Origin of the sequence: Pseudomonas sp. (assembly GCF_030683065.1) — a bacterium.
GTDB lineage: Bacteria > Pseudomonadota > Gammaproteobacteria > Pseudomonadales > Pseudomonadaceae > Aquipseudomonas.
In genome coordinates, this window is the sequence record NZ_JAUXMX010000033.1 from 22,456 (window position 1) to 42,579 (window position 20,124).

The 20,124-nt window shown below is 62.5% G+C and carries 17 protein-coding genes; 5 read left to right on the forward strand and 12 right to left on the reverse strand.

The features are described 5' to 3' along the window. Positions 1-2: 2 nt before the first annotated feature. The 6 genes from Q8K09_RS10210 to Q8K09_RS10235 form a co-directional block, all read right to left on the reverse strand. Positions 3-1,085: a BMP family ABC transporter substrate-binding protein gene (locus Q8K09_RS10210; RefSeq protein ID WP_305254861.1), complete on the reverse strand. Its 1,083-nt coding sequence runs from the start codon at positions 1,083-1,085 to the stop codon at positions 3-5. Positions 1,086-1,306: 221 nt separating this feature from the next. Continuing rightward, positions 1,307-2,662, reverse strand: a complete 1,356-nt coding sequence (locus Q8K09_RS10215; RefSeq protein ID WP_305254862.1) for an 8-oxoguanine deaminase — start codon at positions 2,660-2,662, stop codon at positions 1,307-1,309. 137 nt (positions 2,663-2,799) lie between these two features. Further along, entirely contained in the window at positions 2,800-3,486 is a 687-nt protein-coding gene (locus Q8K09_RS10220) for an SDR family oxidoreductase (protein WP_305254863.1), read from the reverse strand. Positions 3,487-3,780: 294 nt separating this feature from the next. Beyond that, positions 3,781-4,707: an ABC transporter permease gene (locus tag Q8K09_RS10225; protein WP_305254864.1), complete on the reverse strand. Its 927-nt coding sequence runs from the start codon at positions 4,705-4,707 to the stop codon at positions 3,781-3,783. Between the two features lie 20 nt (positions 4,708-4,727). Continuing rightward, positions 4,728-5,831, reverse strand: coding sequence for an ABC transporter permease (locus Q8K09_RS10230; RefSeq protein ID WP_305254865.1), 1,104 nt, complete (start codon positions 5,829-5,831; stop codon positions 4,728-4,730). Between the two features lie 11 nt (positions 5,832-5,842). Continuing rightward, positions 5,843-7,423, reverse strand: a complete 1,581-nt coding sequence (locus Q8K09_RS10235) for an ABC transporter ATP-binding protein (RefSeq protein WP_305255058.1) — start codon at positions 7,421-7,423, stop codon at positions 5,843-5,845. A 302-nt stretch (positions 7,424-7,725) separates the two neighbouring features. Here Q8K09_RS10235 and Q8K09_RS10240 point away from each other — a divergent pair, with 302 nt between their 5' ends. Beyond that, a complete protein-coding gene (locus tag Q8K09_RS10240) occupies positions 7,726-9,039 on the forward strand; it encodes a CitMHS family transporter (RefSeq protein ID WP_370869503.1) in 1,314 nt (437 codons plus the stop codon). Positions 9,040-9,194: 155 nt separating this feature from the next. Here Q8K09_RS10240 and Q8K09_RS10245 read toward each other — a convergent pair whose 3' ends face one another. The 3 genes from Q8K09_RS10245 to Q8K09_RS10255 all read right to left on the reverse strand — a co-directional run bounded on the left by Q8K09_RS10245 (position 9,195) and on the right by Q8K09_RS10255 (position 11,547). After that, positions 9,195-9,779, reverse strand: a complete 585-nt coding sequence (locus Q8K09_RS10245; RefSeq protein ID WP_305254867.1) for a YigZ family protein — start codon at positions 9,777-9,779, stop codon at positions 9,195-9,197. Continuing rightward, a complete protein-coding gene (locus Q8K09_RS10250) occupies positions 9,779-10,450 on the reverse strand; it encodes a TetR/AcrR family transcriptional regulator (protein WP_305254868.1) in 672 nt (223 codons plus the stop codon). Before Q8K09_RS10250 ends, Q8K09_RS10245 begins: the two co-directional genes overlap by 1 nt. Positions 10,451-10,626: 176 nt before the next feature. Next, complete coding sequence (locus tag Q8K09_RS10255; RefSeq protein ID WP_305254869.1) at positions 10,627-11,547, reverse strand: LysR family transcriptional regulator; 921 nt, start codon at positions 11,545-11,547, stop codon at positions 10,627-10,629. A 156-nt stretch (positions 11,548-11,703) separates the two neighbouring features. On the opposite strand from Q8K09_RS10255, the gene Q8K09_RS10260 reads away from it, so the two are divergent. Together Q8K09_RS10260 and Q8K09_RS10265 are read left to right on the forward strand one after the other, a co-directional pair. Next, the gene (locus Q8K09_RS10260; protein WP_305254870.1) at positions 11,704-13,050 is read left to right on the forward strand and encodes an aspartate aminotransferase family protein; all 1,347 of its coding nucleotides are present in this window, start codon (positions 11,704-11,706) and stop codon (positions 13,048-13,050) included. Positions 13,051-13,126: 76 nt separating this feature from the next. Beyond that, positions 13,127-14,623, forward strand: a complete 1,497-nt coding sequence (locus Q8K09_RS10265; RefSeq protein ID WP_305254871.1) for a CoA-acylating methylmalonate-semialdehyde dehydrogenase — start codon at positions 13,127-13,129, stop codon at positions 14,621-14,623. Positions 14,624-15,552: 929 nt separating this feature from the next. Here the strand turns inward: Q8K09_RS10265 and Q8K09_RS10270 are convergent. Beyond that, on the reverse strand, positions 15,553-16,065 hold the full coding sequence (locus tag Q8K09_RS10270) for a hypothetical protein (protein ID WP_305254872.1): 513 nt from the start codon (positions 16,063-16,065) through the stop codon (positions 15,553-15,555). Further along, a complete protein-coding gene (locus Q8K09_RS10275) occupies positions 16,062-16,880 on the reverse strand; it encodes an NYN domain-containing protein (RefSeq protein WP_305254873.1) in 819 nt (272 codons plus the stop codon). The genes Q8K09_RS10270 and Q8K09_RS10275 overlap by 4 nt, the downstream gene beginning before the upstream one ends. Positions 16,881-17,153: 273 nt before the next feature. On the opposite strand from Q8K09_RS10275, the gene Q8K09_RS10280 reads away from it, so the two are divergent. Together Q8K09_RS10280 and Q8K09_RS10285 are read left to right on the forward strand one after the other, a co-directional pair. After that, on the forward strand, positions 17,154-17,717 hold the full coding sequence (locus tag Q8K09_RS10280) for a hypothetical protein (RefSeq protein WP_305254874.1): 564 nt from the start codon (positions 17,154-17,156) through the stop codon (positions 17,715-17,717). A 349-nt stretch (positions 17,718-18,066) separates the two neighbouring features. Continuing rightward, complete coding sequence (locus Q8K09_RS10285; RefSeq protein WP_305254875.1) at positions 18,067-18,693, forward strand: c-type cytochrome; 627 nt, start codon at positions 18,067-18,069, stop codon at positions 18,691-18,693. Between the two features lie 120 nt (positions 18,694-18,813). Here Q8K09_RS10285 and Q8K09_RS10290 read toward each other — a convergent pair whose 3' ends face one another. Next, positions 18,814-19,938 carry a class I SAM-dependent methyltransferase gene (locus tag Q8K09_RS10290; RefSeq protein WP_305254876.1) on the reverse strand — a complete coding sequence of 375 codons (1,125 nt, stop codon included), beginning with the start codon at positions 19,936-19,938 and terminating at the stop codon, positions 18,814-18,816. Positions 19,939-20,124: the final 186 nt, after the last annotated feature.

Consider the following 20,124-nt stretch of genomic DNA (forward strand, 5'->3'; position numbering starts at 1 on the left):
GCTTACTTCGGCAACTCGGCCTTTACGTTTTCCACGTAGTAGTTCATTGAGGCCAGTTCGGCGTTGGTCGCGGTGACACCGGCCGGGATTTTCTCGACGCCGCTCTGGTCCTTGATCGGCCCGGTGAACGGGTGCAAAGCGCCGCTCTTGATGTCGGCGATGATCTGCTCGGCTTCGGCTTTGACCTCCGCTGGCAGCAGGTCGCTGAGCGGCAGGCGGATAGTGTCTTCGGTCAAACCGCCCCAGAAATCTTCGGATTTCCAGGTGCCGTCGATCACTGCCTGGGTGGATTTGACGTAGTGCGGGCCCCAGTCGTTGACGATCGAGGTCAGCACGGCTTTCGGCCCGAAGTGCGCCATGTCCGAGGCATAACCCACGGCATACACGCCACGACGTTCGGCGGTCTGGATCGGTGCCGGGCTGTCGGTGTGCTGGAATACCACGTCCACGCCTTGGTCGATCAGCGCGTTGGCCGCGTCGGATTCTTTGCCCGGATCGAACCAGGAGTTGACCCACACTACTTTGATCTCGGTGCCAGGGTTGTACTTGTCCAGGGCCAGCTGGATGGCGTTGATGTCGCGGAGCACTTCGGGGATCGGGAAGGAGGCGACGTAGCCGACTTTCTTGGTCTTGGTCATCTTCGCCGCGAGGAAGCCGCCAACGTAACGGCCTTCATAGGAGCGCGACAGGTAGGTGCCGAGGTTCTTGTCCTGCTTGTAGCCGGTGGCGTGCTCGAAGGTGACTTTGGGGAATTGCTTGGCCACTTTCAGCGTCGGGTTCATGTAGCCAAAGGAGGTGGTGAAGATCAGGTCATAGCCGCCCTTGGCCATGTTGCGAATCACCCGCTCGGCGTCCGCACCTTCCGGTACGTTTTCCACATAGCTGGTTGCCACCTTGTCGCCGAGCTGATTGATCAGCGCCTGACGACCCTGCTCATGTTGGTAGGTCCAGCCATGGTCGCCAATCGGGCCGATATAGACGAAGCCGACCTTCAACGGATCAGCGGCGGAAGCGCTCAAAGTGGCGCTGAAACCAAGTGCGGCGACAAGGGCGCGCAGTAGCAGTTTTTTGCTGTTCTTCTGCATGGTCGATGGAACTCCAGTGTGGATTGAGGTGGCCTGTTGAGTGGCTGCTCACTGGGTTGCAAAAAACTGACCAACAAGACAGATAAGCCTGGCCGCGCAGTTTGCAGGCGTCGGTGTGATCCGCCCCGAGCTGCCTTGGTGCGCGGGGGGTATTTTTTGCTGTTTCATGGTGCGGCCCCATTGCCCGTAGGGTGTGCCGCGCGCACGGCGCACCCTACTGGTCAGCCGTTTACCAGGTGCTTGGCCGCCTGGCGGTGGTCGGCGATTAGCTGCGCCACGTCCAGGCCCTCAATCTGCCCGTCGATGACCCGCCAGGTGCCGCCGATCATCATCCGGTCGGCGCGGTCGGCGCCGCACAGCAGCAACGCCGAGAGCGGATCGTGGCTGCCGGAGAAACGCAGCTCGTCGAGCTTGAACAGCGCCAGGTCGGCCTGCTTGCCGACGGCCAGTTCGCCGATGTCGGTGCGCCCGAGCAGGTGCGCCGAACCGCGTGTGGCCCAGCCCAGCACCAGTTGCGGGGTGATCTTCTCGGCGCCATAGCGCAGGCGCTGAATATAGAGGGCCTGGCGCGTCTCTAGGATCAGGTTCGAGGCGTCGTTGGAGGCCGAACCGTCAACCCCTAAGCCAATCGGCGCGCCTGCCGCCAGCAGATCGAGAGTCGGGCAGATGCCCGAGGCCAGGCGCATGTTCGAGCTGGGACAGTGGCAGATACCGGTGCCGGCTTGGCCCAGGCGGACGATCTCATCCGGGTTGAAGTGAATGCCGTGGGCCAGCCAGGTGCGCGGGCCGAGCCAGCCGACGCTGTCCAGGTAATCCACGGTGCGCAGGCCGAAGTGCTGCAGGCAGAAGTCTTCTTCATCGAGGGTTTCGGCCAGGTGGGTGTGCAGGCGCACGTCCAGTTGTTCGGCCAGTTCGGCGCTCTGGCGCATGATCTCCGGCGTCACCGAGAAGGGCGAGCAGGGCGCCAGGGCGATCTGGATCTGCGCCCCGGCACCGCGCTCATGGTACTGGCGAATCAGGCGCTGGCTATCGGCCAGGATCACCTCGCCCTGCTGCACGGTTTGCTGCGGCGGCAAGCCACCATCGGCCTCGCCCAGACTCATCGAACCGCGGGTGAGCATGGCGCGCATGCCCAGTTCGCGCACGGCCTCGACCTGCACATCGATGGCCTGTTCCAAACCGTCGGGGAACAGGTAGTGGTGGTCTGCTGCGGTGCTGCAACCGGACAGCAGCAGCTCGGCCAGCGCCACCTTGCTGGCCAGCGCGAGCTTCTCGGGCGTCAGTCGCGCCCACACCGGGTAGAGCGTTTTCAGCCAGGGGAACAGTGGCTGGTTGACCACCGGCGCCCAGGCGCGGGTGAGGGTCTGATAAAAGTGGTGATGGGTGTTGATCAGCCCCGGCAGCACGACATGCTCGCGGGCGTCGAACGTTTGCGCGCAGGGCTGCGAGGGCTGTTGGCCGGCACCGAGCAGTTCGGCGATGACACCGTTGTCGATCACCAAGCCGCCAGCGGCGTCGAGGTTATTGGCGGTGAAAATGGCCAGGGGGTTCTTGATCCAGATACGGGTAGCTGCCATGAGCAGGCTCCTCTGAGGGTGAGTTCAGGTTAGCCAGCTCAGTGTTGACCCTGTCTGCTGATCCAGGTGCGCGTCTCGTTCAAGCCGCGCGGCGGTGACGATACCTGTTGCCGCGCAGTGACCGCAAGTCGCGCGGGTTACCAGGCTATGGTCTGGCCCTGATAATCGATGAAATGGTGCCCGCCCCGCCCGCTGTACTGCTCGACCTGCCTCACCAGGCCTCGGCAGCTGTCGGCAATTTCGACGTTGGCGCCATCGCCACCCATGTCGGTCTTGACCCAGCCTGGGTGCAGCGACAACACCGTGGGACGAGGCTCGGCAAGTTCGCAAACGAAGCTGTTGGTCAAGGAATTGAGAGCGGCCTTGCTCGCCTTGTACAGCGCCAGGTTGTTGCCTGCAGGGTTGGCCACGCTACCCAACGAGGAACTCATGAATGCCAGCACCGCGCTGTGCGGCCGCAGCTGTTCGATAAAGCGCTCGGCCAGACGAATCGGGGCAGCCACGTTGGTCATGAACAGGTGGCCCAGCTCAGCTGCTGTGGCAGCGTTGGCCGACTGATGGTCAGGTCCGAGAATGCCGGCGTTGACGAACAGCAGGTCGAACACTTGGTCCTGTAACTGCCTGGCCAGAGCATCCAGCGAAGCACTGTCGTCCATCTCCAGGGACTCGATGCAGACGCCAGGTACAGCGCGCAAGGCCTCGGCGCGTTGCGGGTCGCGCACGGTAGCGGTGACCTGCCAGCCATCGGCGCGCAACTGTTGCGCCAGGCCCAGGCCCAGCCCACGTGAGGCGCCAATGATCAGGGCGGTTCGAGTCGCGTTCATGAGGTTCTCCTGCTTGTAAAGCTGGCCATCATACCGGTCGCAGGTCCCGCAGACTCACCGCGATGCGGCTCGGATGGCCAGCAGGATTCAATAGGCCTGCTGCCCGAGCCGTTGTTGCCGCTCGTGGTGCGGGCAACTTGCCTCGCAGTCGACCAATAGCGGCGACAGGTGCATGCCAGATAACCCTGGTCTTTGCCACGCCCTGACGTCTGGCCGCGATTAACGGCCTACCCCATTGAGGCTGGTGAAAATCGCCGACGCCCGTCCCTCTCTGGCAAGGCCCAAGGGGCTCTGCTAATGCCCCGGCTGCCAGGGTTTGCCCAGTGACACAGGGGCAAACAGGCGGGTCTTGATCGCGTCGCGCGACAGTAATACCAGCACCAGGATGGTCGCCACATAGGGCAGCATCGCCAGCAGGTTGGAGGGGAACGATAGGCCGAAGCCCTGGGCCACCAGATGGATGATGCTGGCCAGGCCGAACAGGTAAGCGCCCAGCAGCAGACGGAACACCCGCCAGCTGGCGAACACCACCAGTGCCAGGGCGATCCAGCCGCGCCCGGCGGTCATGTTTTCTGCCCACATCGGCGTGTAGGCCAGCGACATATAGCCTCCAGCCAATCCGGCCATTGCGCCGCCGAACAGCACCGCCAGGGTGCGCACGCGCAGCACCGGCAGGCCCATGGCGCTGGCCGCGTCGGGGTTTTCACCGACCGCCTGGATGATCAGGCCAATGCGGCTTTTCAGCAGCACCCAGGCCACCAATCCGAACAAGGCGAAGGACAGATAAACCAGGATGTCCTGGGCAAACAGCATGCGCCCGATCAGCGGGATCTCACTGAGCAGCGGAATGGCGATGGGCTCAAAACCCGCCAGCGGCTTGCCGACCCAGGCCGCACCAACAAAGGTCGACAGGCCGACGCCGAAGATGGTCAGCGCCAGCCCGGTGGCCACCTGATTGGCGTTAAAGCCCAGCGCCACGGCGGCGAACAGCATCGACAACAGCATGCCGGCTGCCATTGCCAGCAGCACGCCGAGCCACAGGTTGCCGGTGCTCAGTGCGACGATAAAACCGATCACCGCGCCGAACAGCATCATGCCTTCCTGGCCGAGGTTGAGCACGCCGCTCTTTTCGCAGATCAGTTCACCCAACGCCACCAGCAGCAGCGGCGTACCGGTGCGCACCATGGCGTAGAAGATATTGCTTAATAGGTCGAGATCCATCGGGAATTCCTAAAGGTTTGTTAGGCCAGGGCCTCGGTGTTGGTTTTGGCTTTGCGCTGCGCCCACTGCAATTTCAGCCGTGGCCGATAGAGAATCAGCACGTCACAGGCGAGCAGGAAGAACAGCATCATGCCTTGGAACAATTGGGTGATCGCTTGCGGCAAATTCATGGTCATCTGTGCGTTCTCGCCGCCCAGGTACAGCAGGGCCATCAACAGGCTGGCAAACAGAATGCCGAGCGGGTTGAGGCGGCCGAGAAAGGCCACGGTGATCGCCGCGTAGCCGTAACCGGGGGAGACCTGCGGCACCAGTTGGCCAATCGGCCCGGCCACTTCACCGACACCCGCCAACCCGGCCAGGCCGCCGCTGACCAGCAGGGCAAACCACACCAGGCGCTTCTCGCGAAAGCCGACAAAGCCGGCGGCGCGGCGGTCGAGGCCGAGCACCTTGATCTGAAAACCGAGAAAGCTCTTGTGCAGCAGCACCCACACCGCCACCAGCGCCAGCAGGGCGAAGTAGAGGCCGCCGTGCAGGCGGCCATCCTCGCTGACCAGCGGCAGGCGGCTAGCATCGCCAAACATCGCCGACTCAGGGAAGTTGAAGCCAGCCGGGTCCTTCAGCGGGCCATGCACGAAGAACAGCAGCAGGTTCAGCGCGATGTAGTTGAGCATGATGCTGGTGAGGATTTCGTTGGCATTGAACTGGGTGCGCAGCCAGGCGGTCAGGCCGCCCCAGGCCGCACCGCCTACCATACCCGCCAGCACCACCCACACCAGCGCCCAGCGGCTGTCCCAGTCGATCAGCTGGATGGCCATGGCGCTGCCGGCCAGTGCGCCGAGCAGCAGCTGACCTTCGGCGCCGATATTCCAGATGCGCGCCTGGTAGGCCACCGCCAGACCAAGGGCGCAGAGCAGAATCGGCAGCGCCTTGACCAGCAGTTCGGAGACGCCATACCAGTCGGTCAGCGGCGCGATCAGCAGGGTGTGCAGGGTGTCCAGCGGGTCGTGGCCGAGCAGAGCGAACAGCAGTGCGCCGCTGCACAGGGTCAGTACCGCCGCGAGCAGCGGCGACAGCCAGAGCATGGCGCGTGATTGCTGGCCGCGCGGTTCGAGGGATAGCAGCATGGAAAACTCCGTCAGCTCAGGCGTGCAGCAGGCGCTGCGAGCGGGCTTGTAATGAGGGGCAGTGGAGCGAATTCACCGGCCATCCAGCGGCCGACTTCAACGGCCTCGGTGGTGGCCGTGGCTGCCAGGGGCGAGAGCTTGCCGCTGCACAGCGCGCCAATGCGGTCGCTGATCTGCAGCAGCTCATCCAGGTCTTCGGAGATCACCACAATCGCCGCACCCGCATCGCGCAGGGCAATCAGCGCGCGATGAATCGCCGCCGCCGCGCCCACGTCCACGCCCCAGGTTGGGTGCGCGGCGACCAGCAGCTTGGGCTGCTGCAGAATCTCGCGGCCGAGGATAAATTTCTGCAGGTTGCCACCGGACAGGCTGCGCGCCGGCGCATCGGCATCCGGGGTTTTCACCGCAAAGCGCTGGATGATCTGGTCAGCCAGGGCGCGTACCTTGCCGCGCTGAATCAGCCCTTTGCTGACTAAACCTTGCTGAAACGCGGTGAGCAGCGCGTTGTCGCTCAGGCTCATGTCCGGCACCGCGCCATGGCCCAGACGCTCGGCCGGGACAAAGGCCAGGCCCAGTTTGCGCCGTGCATCCGGGTACAGGTCGGCAATCGGTTGCGTGTCCAGGCTGATGCGTTCGCGCTCGCTGCGCGGCAGGCGGGTTTCGCCGCTGAGCAGGGCCAGCAGCTCGTCCTGACCATTGCCGGCGACCCCGGCGATGCCGACGATTTCGCCGCTGCGCACCTCCAGGCGGATCTGGCTGAGGGTGCAGCCGAACGGGTCGGCGTTGTGCCAGCTGAGGTCGTCCACGCGCAAACGCGGCAGGCCGCCCGTGACTTTCGGGTAGCTGCTTTCCAGCCCTTCAGCGTCGCCGACCATCAGCCGCGCCAGCTGTAGGTCGCTGCATTCGGCCGGCACGCAATGCCCCGAGACCTTACCGCCGCGCAGCACCGTGGCGCTCTGGCACAGGGCGCGCACCTCGCCGAGCTTGTGGCTGATAAACAGAATGCTGCAGCCCTCGGCCGCCAGACGGCGCAGGGTAACGAATAGCTCGTCGGCCTCCTGCGGGGTCAGCACCGAGGTAGGTTCATCAAGAATCAGCAGTTTGATGTCCTGCATCAGGCAACGGACGATCTCCACCCGCTGCCGCTCGCCGATGGACAGGCTGTGCACCAGCCGGCCCGGTTCCAGGGCCATGCCATAGCGCTGCGAGACTTCGCGAATCTTCGGCTCCAGCTGCTTCGGCGTACCGGCCGCTGCGCCCATGGCCAGGGCGATGTTCTCTGCGACCGTCAGGGTCTCGAACAGCGAGAAATGCTGGAACACCATGCCCACACCCAGACTGCGCGCCATAGCCGGATCACGCATCTTCAACATCTCGCCCTGCCAGCGAATCTCGCCGCTGTCAGGTTGGGTAACGCCGTAGATGATCTTCATCAGGGTGCTTTTGCCAGCACCGTTCTCGCCGAGCAGCGCATGGATTTCCCCAGGCGCAATGCTCAGGTCGATACGGTCGTTGGCCAGGCAGCCGGGGTAGCGCTTGCTGATACCGCTCAGCTGCAAGCGTGGAATAGCAGGGGAACTGGACATGGACAGAGGCTCGGAAATGACAACTGCCCGAGCTAAAGCAAAAAGCTGGCCAGTAAGTCAGAAAATAAATCGCTGCGGCACGCGGGGCCTGGGGCTGGCGCTGCATTGCTGCTGTGCCCTGTGCTGGTGCGCAATCAGGCTTATGTGGCTCCAGATTAGGTCGCGCAGCGACATATCCGCTGACAAACGGGCCTGGTTACAGGCTTCGGCTAAAGGTTGGTGAAAGGTTAGTGAAAGGTTCGGCCTTTAGCGTGCCTGCGGTTGTGCGTACGCACGCCAACTCACAAGAACAAATAGGGGTATTCGGTTTGTTGACTCTGATTGGTCTGTTGACCATTTGTAGCCTGGTAGTGCTTTTACTTATTGGGCGCATGTCGCCCGTCCTGCCCTTGATTGTGGTCCCGTTGCTCGGGGCGCTGGCCGCCGGCTTCGGCCCCGAGGCCATTTCCGGATTCTTCACCGATGGCGTCGGCCGGGTCATGGCGATCGCCACTATGTTCATTTTCGCCATCACCTTCTTCGGGGTGCTGCAGGACACCGGCCTGTTCCGCCCGCTGATCAACGGCATGGTGAAACTGACCCGTGGCAATGTGATCGCGGTGACCGTCGCCACGGCGGTGATCGGCATGCTCGCCCACCTCGATGGGGCCGGTGCGACCACCTTCCTGCTGACCATCCCGGCCCTGCTGCCGCTGTACAAGCAATTGCGCATGAGCCCCTACCTGATGCTGCTGTTGCTGGCCCTCGGTGCCGGTATCTTCAACATGCTGCCCTGGGCCGGCCCGCTGGGTCGCGCTTCGGCCGTCACTGGCATCGATGTGACCGAGCTATGGCGCCCGCTGATTGCCGTGCAGGCGGTGGGGGTGGTGTTGCTGGTCGCCCTGGCCGCGTTGCTTGGCTGGCGTGAGCAGCGGCGCATTGCCTCGGGGGCTGCCTTGGCCGATGACGGTGTACTGGTGGAAACCAGCAATGCCCTGGGCGAGATCAGCGACGAGGAGCGCGCCCTGGAACGCCCCGCACGGCTCTGGCTGAATAGCGGGCTGTTTCTGCTGGTGCTGGTGTCGCTGTTCGCCGGCGTGCTGCCGGCCGGCTACATCTTTATGATCGGCCTGTCGCTGGCGTTGCTACTCAACTACCCCGGCGGTAAGGCGCAGATGCAACGCATCGCGGCGCATTCGCCCGCGGCGCTGAGCATGGGCATGATCATCCTGGCGGCTGGCTCGATGCTCGGTATCTTCACCGGCACCGGCATGCTCACCTCCATCGCCCAAGATCTGGTGCAGGTGCTGCCCGCACCGCTGGTTGGCCAATTGCATATCGTGCTCGGCCTGTTCGGCTTGCCGATGGAGCTGATGCTGAGCACCGACGCCTACTACTTCGGCCTGCTCCCGGTGACCCTGGAAGTGGTCGGCAACCAGGGCGTCGACGCCGCCTCGGTGGTCTATGCGCTGATCATCGGCAACATCATAGGCACCTTTATCAGCCCGTTCTCACCGGCGCTGTGGCTGGCCCTGGGCCTGGCTGGCCTGGATCTGGGCCGACACATTCGCTACTCGCTGTGGTGGATGTGGGGCTTCTCGCTGGTGCTGTTCGGCGCGGCTTGGGCTATGGGGCTGTTTTAAGCCGCGAGGCTCCGCTGCCCAGTCGCGGCTAAAGCCCCTCTCACAAAGTGTATTGATCAGTTGGCGGCACTCCGCTTTAGCCCCGACTGAGTGTCGCCCAGCCCGCTCTCACAGCGCGCGTTGAATCGTGGGAGGGGCTTTAGCCGCGACAGGATCTAGAGCGGCAGTAACTCAATCCGCCCACGGCTGATATCCGCCAGCAGTCGTTGCAGCTCGGCGAGGCGTGGTGCAGGGATGGCCAGGTGCAGTTCGGCGCCAGTGGCGTCGTAGTTTTCTTGTTGCAGCAGGCAGTCAAGGTCGTTCAGGCGCGCTTTCAGCAGCGGCAGTTCGGCGAACAGGCAATGGCAGCGGTATTGGTCGCGGGCCACCAGTTGGATGCGCGAGGCGGCTTGCAGGCATTTGTTGGCGCTACCGCCATAAGCGCGGGCCAGGCCGCCGGTGCCGAGCTGGATGCCGCCGTAAAAGCGAATCACCAGCACCGCCACCTGATCCATCTCCTGCGCCTCGATCGCCGCGAGTATCGGTCGGCCTGCGGTGCCGCCGGGTTCGCCGTCATCGCTGAAACGGTACTGCTGGCCCACTTTCCAGGCCCAGCAGTTGTGGCTGGCGCTGGCATCGCTGTGGGCTGCGATAAACGCCTGCGCCTCGGTCGCGCTGGCAACCGGCGCGGCGAGGGCAATAAAGCGGCTTTTGCGAATCTCCTCGCGGTACTCGCAAGGGCCTGGCAGGGTAAAGGGCATCAGGCGTCTTTGGCCGGCGGCGTCAGGCCGCAGCCCTTGAGGATGATGCGGATCAGGTTGTCGCCGGCCTCTTGGTAATCCTGCTTGGTCAGGCGCGAACGGCCGCTAACGCGGCAGATCTGCGAGGTGAAGTCGGCGTAGTGTTGGGTGCTGCCCCACAACAGGAATATCAGGTGCACAGGGTCGACCGGGTCCATCTTGCCGGCGGCACTCCAGGCTGCGAATACCGCAGCCCGGCCGCGGAACCAGGTTTGATAATCCTGGCTGAGCATCTGCGAGAGGGTTTCGCCGCCGCTGATCACCTCCATGGCGTAAATACGCGAGGCTTTCGGGTGGCGACGGGAGAACTCCATTTTGGCGCGAATATAGCCGGCCAGTGCTGTGGCCGGATCATCGTCGACGGTCAGGTTGTTGAAGGTGCTGTCCCACAGTTCGAGGATGTTACTCAGCACCGCTTGGTACAGGCCCAGCTTGTTGTTGAAGTAATAGTGCAGGTTGGCCTTGGGCAGGCCGACGTTCTGCGCGATGGTGTTCATGCTGGTGCCTTTGAAACCGTGACGGGCGAACTCTTCTTCGGCGGCCTTGATGATTGCGTCTTCGTTTTTCTGCCGAATACGTCCGGCCGGTTTGCAGGTTGGGTCGGCACAGTGCGCGAGTACTTCAACAGTCATGGGCGATTCCGCAGTGGTCAGGTTTTCGGACGCTTGCACTGATACCCCAGCGCCGCTCAGGTGACAAGCGCAAGGGGCAGAAAAACCGATGCAGTTATGCTGCAACCCGGCTTGTGCACCAGGCTTGTGCGTGTAGGTGGCGTGCTGCGGCCCTGGCGGTGTGTCTTGGAGATCGCTCAACCGCTTGCCGCCAGGCCCTCAAGAAAGCTTTCCAGCACCAGGTGCGGGCGGCGGCCCTTGCGGGTGACGGCGGCCAGGCTGACGTCGTAGAAGCGCGAGTCTGCTTTCAGCGCACGCAGGCGACCCTGCTGTACCCAGGCTGCCGCGTAGTGGTCGGGCAAGTAGCCGATAAAGCGTCCGGTAAGAATCAGAAAAGCCATGCCCTCACGGTCCGAGGCGCTGGCGGTGCAGTTGAGCACCTGATAGTGGCTCTGCACCTCAGGCGGCAGGCGAAAGGTCGGTGCAATGGCGTCCTGGTCATTTAAACGCGGGTCTTCAAGCTGCTGGTCGTCGACATAGAACAGTGGGTGACCAACTGCGCAGTAGAGCAGCGAACGCTCGTCGTACAGCGTCTGGTAGTCCAGCCCCGACAGTGCGCCGGCCTGCGGCACCACGCCGATATGCAGGCGGCCGTCGAGCACGCCTTGCTCGACCTCGCTCGGCGGGGTCATGCGGATGTGGATGCGCACGTCCGGGCCGCGCTCCTTGAGCCGTGCCAGGGCATTGGTGATGCGCATGTGCGGCACCGTCACCAGGTTGTCGGTCAGGCCGATATTCAGCTCGCCGCGCAGGTGTTGATGGAGGCCGTTGACCTCGGTGCGAAAGCTTTCCAGCGCCGCCAGCAGTTGCTGGGTCGACTGGTACACCTCGCGGCCTTCCTCGGTCAGGGCAAAGCCGGCGCGGCCGCGCTGGCACAGGCGCAAACCGAGGCGTTGTTCGAGGTCACTCATCTGCTGGCTGATCGCCGAGCGGCCGATCCCCAGTACGCTCTCGGCGGCAGAAAAACCGCCGCACTCGGCCACGCTGCGAAACAGCTTGAGCAGGCGGATATCGAAGTCACTGACCTGGGCCAGGGGAGCTGGGCGGCGCGTGCTCATTGTTTAGTAACCAGTTAACTAAAGTTAAGAAGAGTGTGGTTTTACTGAATGTATGCCCGTGGCACCTTGTATGGCAACAGATTCGCTTTTGCTTGGTGGGATCGCCGTCCAGCCGCTCCCGCAAAATAATCAAGTCGCCCATACGCGAGGCCGCCGATGAACATGCCGCAAACCGCCACCCCGTCACTGGCCAGCCAGCTCAAGCTGGATGCCCACTGGATGCCATTTACCGCCAACCGCAGCTTTCAGCGCGACCCACGCCTGATCGTCGCCGCTGAAGGCAGTTGGCTGACCGACGACCAAGGTCGCAAGATCTATGACAGTCTGTCCGGATTGTGGACCTGCGGCGCTGGTCACTCGCGCAAGGAAATCCAGGAAGCGGTGGCCAAGCAGCTTGGCACCCTCGACTACTCGCCGGGCTTTCAGTACGGCCACCCGCTGTCCTTTCGGCTGGCCGAGCAGATCGCCGACCTGATGCCGGGCGACCTCAATCACGTGTTCTTCACCGGCTCCGGCTCCGAGTGTGCCGACACCGCAGTGAAAATGGCCAAGGCCTATTGGCGCCTGAAAGGCCAGCCGGCCAAGACCAAGTTCATCGGTCGCGCCCGTGGCTACCACGGCGTCAACATCGCCGGCACCAGCCTCGGCGGCATGGGTGGCAACCGCAAGATGTACGGCCAGTTCATGGACGTCGACCACCTGCCGCACACCTTGCAGCCGCACCTGGCCTACACCAACGGCATGGCCGCGACCGGCGGCGTCGAGTTGGCCAATGAACTGCTCAAACTGATCGAGCTGCACGATGCCTCGAACATCGCCGCGGTGATCGTCGAACCGATGTCTGGCTCGGCTGGCGTAATCGTGCCGCCAGTAGGCTATTTGCAGCGTCTGCGTGAAATTTGCACCCAGCACAACATCCTGCTGATCTTCGACGAAGTGATCACCGCCTTCGGCCGCTTGGGCACCTGGAGCGGTGCCGAGTACTTCGGCGCGACCCCGGACATCATCAACGCAGCCAAGCAGATCACCAATGGCGCGATTCCCCTGGGTGCGGTGATCGCCAGCAGCGAGATCTACAACACCTTCATGCAGCAGGCCACGCCCGAGCACATGGTCGAGTTCACCCACGGCTACACCTACTCGGCCCACCCGGTGGCCTGCGCCGCCGGCCTGGCCTCGCTGGAGCTGCTCAAACGCGAGAATCTGTTGCAGCAGTCCGCCGAGTTGGCGCCCAAATTCGGCGCCGCCTTGCATGGCCTCAAAGGCAGCAAGCATGTCATCGACATCCGCAACTGCGGCCTGGCCGGCGCACTGCAGATTGCCCCGCGCGACGGCGACCCGGTGATCCGCCCGTTCGAGGCCGGCATTGCCCTGTGGAAGGCCGGCTTCTACGTGCGCTTCGGTGGCGACACCCTGCAGTTCGGGCCAACCTTCAACGCCAAAATGGAAGACCTCGACCGGGTGTTCAACGCCGTCGGCGACGCATTGAACAAGCTGGATTGAGGCAACGACAACACAACTACTTGGCTGGATGCTGCGACCTTCATCCACCCTACAGAATTCGATCACGGAGATCTTTATGAGCCATATTCCACACCTGATCAACGGCGAACGTGTTGCCGGTACCGGCCGCACAGCCGACGTATTCAACCCGGCTACCGGCGAGGTGATCCACCAGGTCGCCTTGGCCGACCGTGCCACTATCCAGCAGGCCATCGACGCCGCCAAGGCTGCCTTCCCGGCCTGGCGTAACACCCCGCCGGCCAAGCGCGCCCAGGTGATGTTTCGCTTCAAGCAACTGCTCGAACAGCACGAAGGCGCCATCGCCCAACTGATCAGCGAAGAACACGGCAAGACCATCGAAGACGCCACCGGTGAACTCAAGCGCGGCATCGAGAACGTCGAGTTTGCCTGTGCCGCCCCGGAAATCCTCAAGGGCGAATACAGCCGCAACGTCGGCCCGAACATCGACGCCTGGAGCGACCTGCAGCCGATCGGCGTAGTCGCCGGTATCACCCCGTTCAACTTCCCGGCCATGGTGCCGTTGTGGATGTACCCACTGGCGATCGTCTGCGGCAACTGCTTCATCTTGAAGCCGTCCGAGCGTGATCCGAGTTCGACCCTGTATATCGCCGAGTTGCTGATCGAAGCCGGTCTGCCGAAAGGCGTGATGAGCGTGGTGCACGGCGACAAGGCTGCGGTCGATGCGCTGATCGAAGCGCCGGAAGTCAAAGCCCTGAGCTTTGTTGGCTCCACGCCAATTGCCGAATACATCTACAGCGAAGGCACCAAGCGCGGTAAGCGCGTGCAGGCCCTCGGCGGGGCGAAGAACCACGCCGTGCTGATGCCCGATGCCGACCTGGATAACGCTGTCAGCGCACTGATGGGCGCGGCCTACGGCTCCTGCGGCGAGCGCTGCATGGCCATCTCGGTGGCCGTGTGCGTCGGTGACCAGATCGCCGATGCGCTGGTCGAGAAACTCGTCCCGCAGATCAAAGCCCTGAAAATTGGCGCTGGCACCACCTGCGGCCTGGACATGGGCCCGCTGGTCACCGCTACCGCGCGTGACAAGGTCAAAGGCTACATCGACGCCGGCGTAGCCCAGGGCGCGAGCCTGGTGGTCGACGGTCGCGACCTGGTGGTCGCTGGCAACGAAAACGGCTACTTCGTCGGCGGCACCCTGTTCGACCAGGTGACCCCGGAAATGAGCATCTACACCGATGAAATCTTCGGCCCGGTGTTGTGCATCGTCCGCGTCGGTAGCCTGGAAGCCGCCATGCAGCTGATCAACGATCACGAATACGGCAACGGCACCTGCATCTTCACCCGCGACGGTGAAGCCGCCCGCCTGTTCTGCGATGAGATTGAAGTGGGCATGGTCGGCGTCAACGTACCGCTGCCGGTGCCGGTGAGCTACCACAGCTTCGGCGGCTGGAAGCGCTCGCTGTTCGGCGACCTGCACGCTTACGGCCCGGACGGTGTGCGCTTTTACACCCGCAAAAAAGCCATCACCCAACGCTGGCCGCAACGCGCCTCGCATGAAGCCGCGCAGTTCGCGTTCCCCAGCAATGGCTAAGAGTGGGTAGGGTGGTAAACGAGAAGGTCAGTCGCGAGACTGGCCTTTTTGCTTTTGTGGAGCAACGCATGATCCGACCTGCACCGCGTAGGATGTGGTTGAGCGGAGCGATACCCATCAAACTCTGGAACGCAACAGCGATTACTGGCTCGGATTGCGTTGTATATGTACCCGCCGCAAAGGCGGTGCCTCTGATATTGGTTTCGCCCTTACGGCGAGTCACTTTTTGAAGTCGCCAAAAAAGTAACCAAAAACGCTTGCCCCGCCATCCGGCCCGCCTGCGGCGGGTTCCCTCACTCCATCATTGCTCCGAGGGCCCGCCGCGAAGGGCCATCCCTGGCCCATCGCGGCTTTCGCGGCATCCATGCCGCTCAACCCTCTCCGCAACGATTCCGTTCGGCCTCCTGAAGGGGCGCTTGGCATCGCCTGATAGATCTCACCCAATTACTAAACAAATCAAAAGCACCGCCCACGCGAAGGGTGGGCGGTGCCGGCTTGTGATCGTGCCCACGCTCCAGCGTGGGCACGATCGGAGCTCTTCGCTGTTGATTCCACAAATCCCCCAGGCGACGCGGTCCCTGATCCCGTCAGGAGGCGAGTGGAGGTGCTGTGTAGAGGGGCGTTTGGCATGGATGCCAAACGAGGAGCGATGGGCCAGGGATGGCCCTTCGTGACGACCCTCGGAACAGTGCCGGAGCGAGGGAAGTTGAGCGAAGCGAAACCCGTATGCCGGGCGCGCTTTCTCTTTGGTTACTTTCTCTTTCGCGCGAGCAAAGAGAAAGTGACTCGCCGTAAGGGCGAAACACGTCGTGTCGTGTTGGCGCATGTTTTGTGAGGCTCAATGGTGGACAAGCTTCGCGTTGTCCATCCTACGGATGTCCAGGCTACTTGCTGCTGATTGTTCTGCAGGGGCTGTCAGGCAAGCTTGATCAAGCTCGTGACTGTCCCATAAAAGTGTTTCCCGAATGAAATATTCCTGTTCCATCATCGAACGCGAAAAACGCGCTATGTCGTCTCAAGATTGATCGAAGCTCCGCTAGCTCAAAGGGATTGCTGGGATTCTCGACTATCAAAGTGCGGATAGAGTCTTCAAACTCCTTGAGCGGCGTTACAACATATGTAAACCCGGCGAGCCGCTGGGTTAGCGACATAAATGGGCAGCCAGAGCGATGGATACCTGCATGGCGCGTGAGAACAAACGCGACTGCTGCCCGGATCGGTTCAACACCACCCTCGTCAGATTCGCCAGCCTTGCCATTGCCCGGATACAGCACCGGGGTGTCGGAAATGTACTCGATCGCAATGTTCTTAGAGCCCTGCCGATAAAGCTCAATGGTTGAACGCGCCTCGTGAAGGCCGCCCAGAACCGTTGCGCTAATACTGAATGCGAGCAACGAAATCTGAGCAAATTTCTTCAGCGACTCAGACTTCCGCCGACTCACTTCCCCACCTTCCTATTCCTCACATACAACGCCTCTCCCCCCGTCGCACTGCTCCCGCGCACCTGCAATTCAAAGCGCTTGGGATGCCCCTTGATCAAATCGCTGAGTTTCTTGAACCCATACAACCGCGCATCGAACGCTGGGCGCAGTTTGCTGATGTTCGAGCCCAGCAGGCCGAGCTGGACCCAGCCGTCCTCGTCGTTGATGTCTTCGATGACCTTGGCGATAAACTCCGTCGGCACTTTCTGCGCTTTCGGTTTGGCGGGCGCCTTGGCCGATTCGTCGGGTTGTTCGCTGGGCGCGCTCGGTTGGGGTTTGTCGCTGCTGGCGGCAGGCTCGGTTTGGGCCTCGATGGCATCGGCGCGCAGCAGTTCTGTGTAGATGAACTTGTCGCAGGCGGAGACGAACGGCGAGGGGGTCTTCTCTTCGCCGAAGCCGTAGACGGTCAGCCCTTCCTCGCGCAGGCGGGCGGCCAGGCGGGTGAAGTCGCTGTCGCTGGAGACCAGGCAGAAACCATCGAAACGCCGGGTGTAGAGCAGGTCCATGGCGTCGATGATCAGCGAGCTGTCAGTGGCGTTTTTGCCGCGGGTGTAGGCGAATTGCTGGATTGGCTGGATCGAGTAGTCCAGCAACACCTTCTTCCAGCTGCCGAGGTTGGGCTGGGTCCAGTCGCCGTAGATGCGCTTGACGCTGGCGACGCCGAACTTGGCGATTTCCTCGAACAGGCCTTCAACGATGGCGGCGGAGGCGTTGTCGGCATCAATCAGCACCGCCAGCAGTTGTTGCTGACGCGCAGGGTGGGCTTTGCTGGCCATGGGGGTCATCCTTGAAAAGACGTGCCCTGAACATACTGCGGATGCTGGCAGGGCGCCATAGGCAGCCTTGGGTAATGGTTGACTGCCGCACCCGCTTTGGCTCTGCCCGACTGCTGATACTTGAGGATTGCTATGGCAGGCCGTAATCTTCCGCTCGCGCAAACAGGGACGATTCGCATAGCGGGGCTCTTTTGCTTTCCGCCTGTTCCTGGCGCGGTCGGCTCTGCCGACCCCACCCAGTTGTTCGGTCAGCGTGACCGCTAAGGAAAGTTCATGCCCATATTCCGTTTACTGTTCGCTTGTGTATTTGCCATCGTTCTCACTGGTTGCGCTTCGCCGGCGAAGATCGAAGGCATGACTGTCAGCGATAACCAAATGCAGGCACTTCAGTTTGACAAGCCGCTGCACGACAACTTGCACCTGAGCGAAGTCAATGGCGGCGACAAGACCAATCCGCTGTGGACTTCTGAAATCGAGGGCGCCGATTTTCATGCGGCGCTGAGCCAGTCGTTGGATAAAGCCGGTTTGCTGAGCGCCTCCAGCGAAGCGCCCTTCACCCTGCGCGCCAACCTGCTGAAGGTTGACCAGCCGCTGTTCGGCCTGGATTTTGAGGTGACAACCGAGGTCGAGTACACCTTGGTGGAAAAGGCCAGCGGCAAGGTATTGTTTCGCGAAACGCTACGCACCCCCTTCACTGCCGGCGTGGGTGATGCCTTCGTTGCGATCAAGCGTTTGCGTTTGGCCAACGAGGGCGCGGCCAAGGAGAACATTGCCGCGCTGCTCAAGCGTTTGAGTGAGTTCAAGGTCGAGACCAGCCAGATTTCGCTGAGTCAGTAATAGCGAAGAGGCGGTAAACAAAAAGGCTATGTGTGCGCCGTTATGTGTTGATGGCAAAACGTAGGGTGGGCTTCAGCCCACCCTACAGAATCGACTTTCAACAGCTAACGGGTACAGAGCCAACAAAAAGCCCCGGTCCATGCACTGGGGCTTTTTCGTTTGCGCCGCCAGTTGATTGGGGGTGTGGTGCCAAGGGCATCAGGCCCAACGCCTGGGTAGCTATCCCGCCGCGATACCCGGCTATCTGCCATTTGCTTGACCTGCGCCGGGGTACGGCTGGGCGGTTACACCTATAGTCGCCATTTTTAACGCTCGTCCTTTCGAGCAATTCAGGCAAAGGTCTCCCGCCATGCGCGTACTCGCCCTTGTGTTCCTCTGTTGCATCGCCGGCCTGGCCCAGGCCAGTGACGAGGCCATGCAGCGCTTTACCCAGCTCAACGCCGACCCCGCGCTGCGCGAGCAGGCCTACGCTGCCGGCCAGGAGCGCATCCGTTTCTGTGGTCATTGCCACGGCGAGAACGGCAATAGCAAGCGGGCGTATATCCCCAATCTGGCTGAGCAGAATCCGGTGTATCTGTTCAACGCCTTCGAAAAGTTTGCCAGCGGTGAACGCAAGGATTTCGTCATGTCCCAGCTGGCGCCGAGCCTGACCCTGGAGGACAGGGTCAACGTCGCCATTTACTTTGGTCAGCAGAAGCTGCTGGCACACAGTGAGCCGGTCGATGCGGCGCTGCAGCAGCAGGGTGAGGTGACGTTCAAAACCGTTTGTACTGGTTGTCATGGCGTGAACGCCGAGGGCCGCGACAACACTCCGCGGCTGGCCGGCCAGCCAGCCGAGTACCTGCGCAAGGCGCTGACGCGTTTTCGTGACCAAGACCCGAGCCGCGCCGGCTCGGTGATGATGTCGATTGCCGCCAACTTCAATGATGCACAGATCGGTGCGCTTGCCGTTTATCTGCAGCAACTACAGCCCTGAGCGGTTGCGAAAAAATCGGGCTGCGGGACGGCAAATAGCATCGCAGGCGCTCGCGCCGCGCCTACGATTGCCATGTCCCGTGAGGCGTGTGCATGAGCACTGGGCCTGCGCGCGGAGCGCTTATTTGATCGCCTTCAACACCACGAACTTGGGCGTGGCCGCGACCTGCTCGACGCCGCGGAACAGGCGTTTGAGTTTGGCGTGGTAGCCCAGGTGGCGGTTGCCGACTATCCATAGCTCACCGCCGGTCACCAGTGCGGCGCGGGCCTGCTGGAACATGCGCCAGGCGAGAAAGTCACCGACCACCTGTTGCTGGTGGAATGGCGGGTTGCACAGCACCAGGTCCAGCGAATCCGCCGGCTGCTCGGCCAGGCCATCGCCCGCGCGGATCTCTACCGGCCGCTCGTCGAGCGCCGCCTGCCAGTTTTCCTGGGTCGATTGCACCGCCATATAGGATTCGTCGACCAGGCTCAGCTCGGCTTGCGGGCTGCCCAGCGCGTAGGCAATCCCCAGCACGCCATTGCCACAACCGAGATCCGCCACGCGCATGCGGCTGAGGTGTTTCGGCAGGTGGGGGAGGAAGGCGCGGGTGCCGATGTCGAGGTCTTCGCGGCAAAACACATTGGCGTGGTTGAGCAACTCGATGGCCGGTTTGTCCAGGCGATAGCGGGTCGGGTAGGGCGAGACGGGTGCAGGTTTGACACTCGGGGTGGCGACCAGCAGGCGCGCTTTTTTAACCGCCAGCGAGGCCTGTACCGGGCCGATGTATTTTTCCAGCAGATCGCCTGCCGCACGGGGCAGGTGCTTGACCATACCGGCGGCGATCACTTGTGCGTCGGGCGCGAGTTGGCCATGCAGGCGGATCAATTGTTCTTCCAGTAAGGCCAGGGTCTTGGGCACCCGGACCACGACCCTGTCGAACGGGCCCTGGGCGGTTGCGCTGGCCGGTACAAAGCTGACGGCGTCTGTCGGCAAGTGATTGCGCGCCAAGTTGGCTTGCAGGCCCAGGTAGCCCAGGTGCGAGTCGCCGCTGCTGGTGACCTGGGCATGGCCGGCCAGATTGGTCGCCAGGGCGCCGAAGCTGTCGTTGAGTACCAGAACGCGTGTGTTGGCAGGCAAGCCCTGTTCATGCAGATGATTGAGCAGGTACTCGTCGGCCGCGTCGAAGGCCTGCAAGGGTTCAGCCTGCTGTTCGGGCTGGCGGATCAGGTCGAGTTGGGCAAAGGGCGTAACGAATATAGGCATATAGATCGCTGGTGTTTGTGGGCAGCACTTGGCGCGACACTGCAGGGACAGAGTTGATGGGGTGAAGTATGACCGGGGCGCCAGACAACTTCACCCCGCAGTTCGCCCAGCCGGTTCTCGCTGCACTCAACCTACGCGGCCCGCACCAACCTACTCATTGCGGCAGCACCTGACGGGTACAGTTCC

What these genes read in the sequence shown, in the direction of transcription:
- Q8K09_RS10210 (WP_305254861.1), bottom strand. Translation starts at nt 1,085, where the DNA reads ATGCAGAAGAACAGCAAAAAACTGCTACTGCGCGCCCTTGTCGCCGCA.
- Q8K09_RS10215 (WP_305254862.1), bottom strand. Translation starts at nt 2,662, where the DNA reads ATGGCAGCTACCCGTATCTGGATCAAGAACCCCCTGGCCATTTTCACC.
- Q8K09_RS10220 (WP_305254863.1), bottom strand. Translation starts at nt 3,486, where the DNA reads ATGAACGCGACTCGAACCGCCCTGATCATTGGCGCCTCACGTGGGCTG.
- Q8K09_RS10225 (WP_305254864.1), bottom strand. Translation starts at nt 4,707, where the DNA reads ATGGATCTCGACCTATTAAGCAATATCTTCTACGCCATGGTGCGCACC.
- Q8K09_RS10230 (WP_305254865.1), bottom strand. Translation starts at nt 5,831, where the DNA reads ATGCTGCTATCCCTCGAACCGCGCGGCCAGCAATCACGCGCCATGCTC.
- Q8K09_RS10245 (WP_305254867.1), bottom strand. Translation starts at nt 9,779, where the DNA reads ATGCCCTTTACCCTGCCAGGCCCTTGCGAGTACCGCGAGGAGATTCGC.
- Q8K09_RS10250 (WP_305254868.1), bottom strand. Translation starts at nt 10,450, where the DNA reads ATGACTGTTGAAGTACTCGCGCACTGTGCCGACCCAACCTGCAAACCG.
- Q8K09_RS10255 (WP_305254869.1), bottom strand. Translation starts at nt 11,547, where the DNA reads ATGAGCACGCGCCGCCCAGCTCCCCTGGCCCAGGTCAGTGACTTCGAT.
- Q8K09_RS10260 (WP_305254870.1), top strand. Translation starts at nt 11,704, where the DNA reads ATGAACATGCCGCAAACCGCCACCCCGTCACTGGCCAGCCAGCTCAAG.
- Q8K09_RS10265 (WP_305254871.1), top strand. Translation starts at nt 13,127, where the DNA reads ATGAGCCATATTCCACACCTGATCAACGGCGAACGTGTTGCCGGTACC.
- Q8K09_RS10275 (WP_305254873.1), bottom strand. Translation starts at nt 16,880, where the DNA reads ATGGCCAGCAAAGCCCACCCTGCGCGTCAGCAACAACTGCTGGCGGTG.
- Q8K09_RS10280 (WP_305254874.1), top strand. Translation starts at nt 17,154, where the DNA reads ATGCCCATATTCCGTTTACTGTTCGCTTGTGTATTTGCCATCGTTCTC.
- Q8K09_RS10285 (WP_305254875.1), top strand. Translation starts at nt 18,067, where the DNA reads ATGCGCGTACTCGCCCTTGTGTTCCTCTGTTGCATCGCCGGCCTGGCC.
- Q8K09_RS10290 (WP_305254876.1), bottom strand. Translation starts at nt 19,938, where the DNA reads ATGCCTATATTCGTTACGCCCTTTGCCCAACTCGACCTGATCCGCCAG.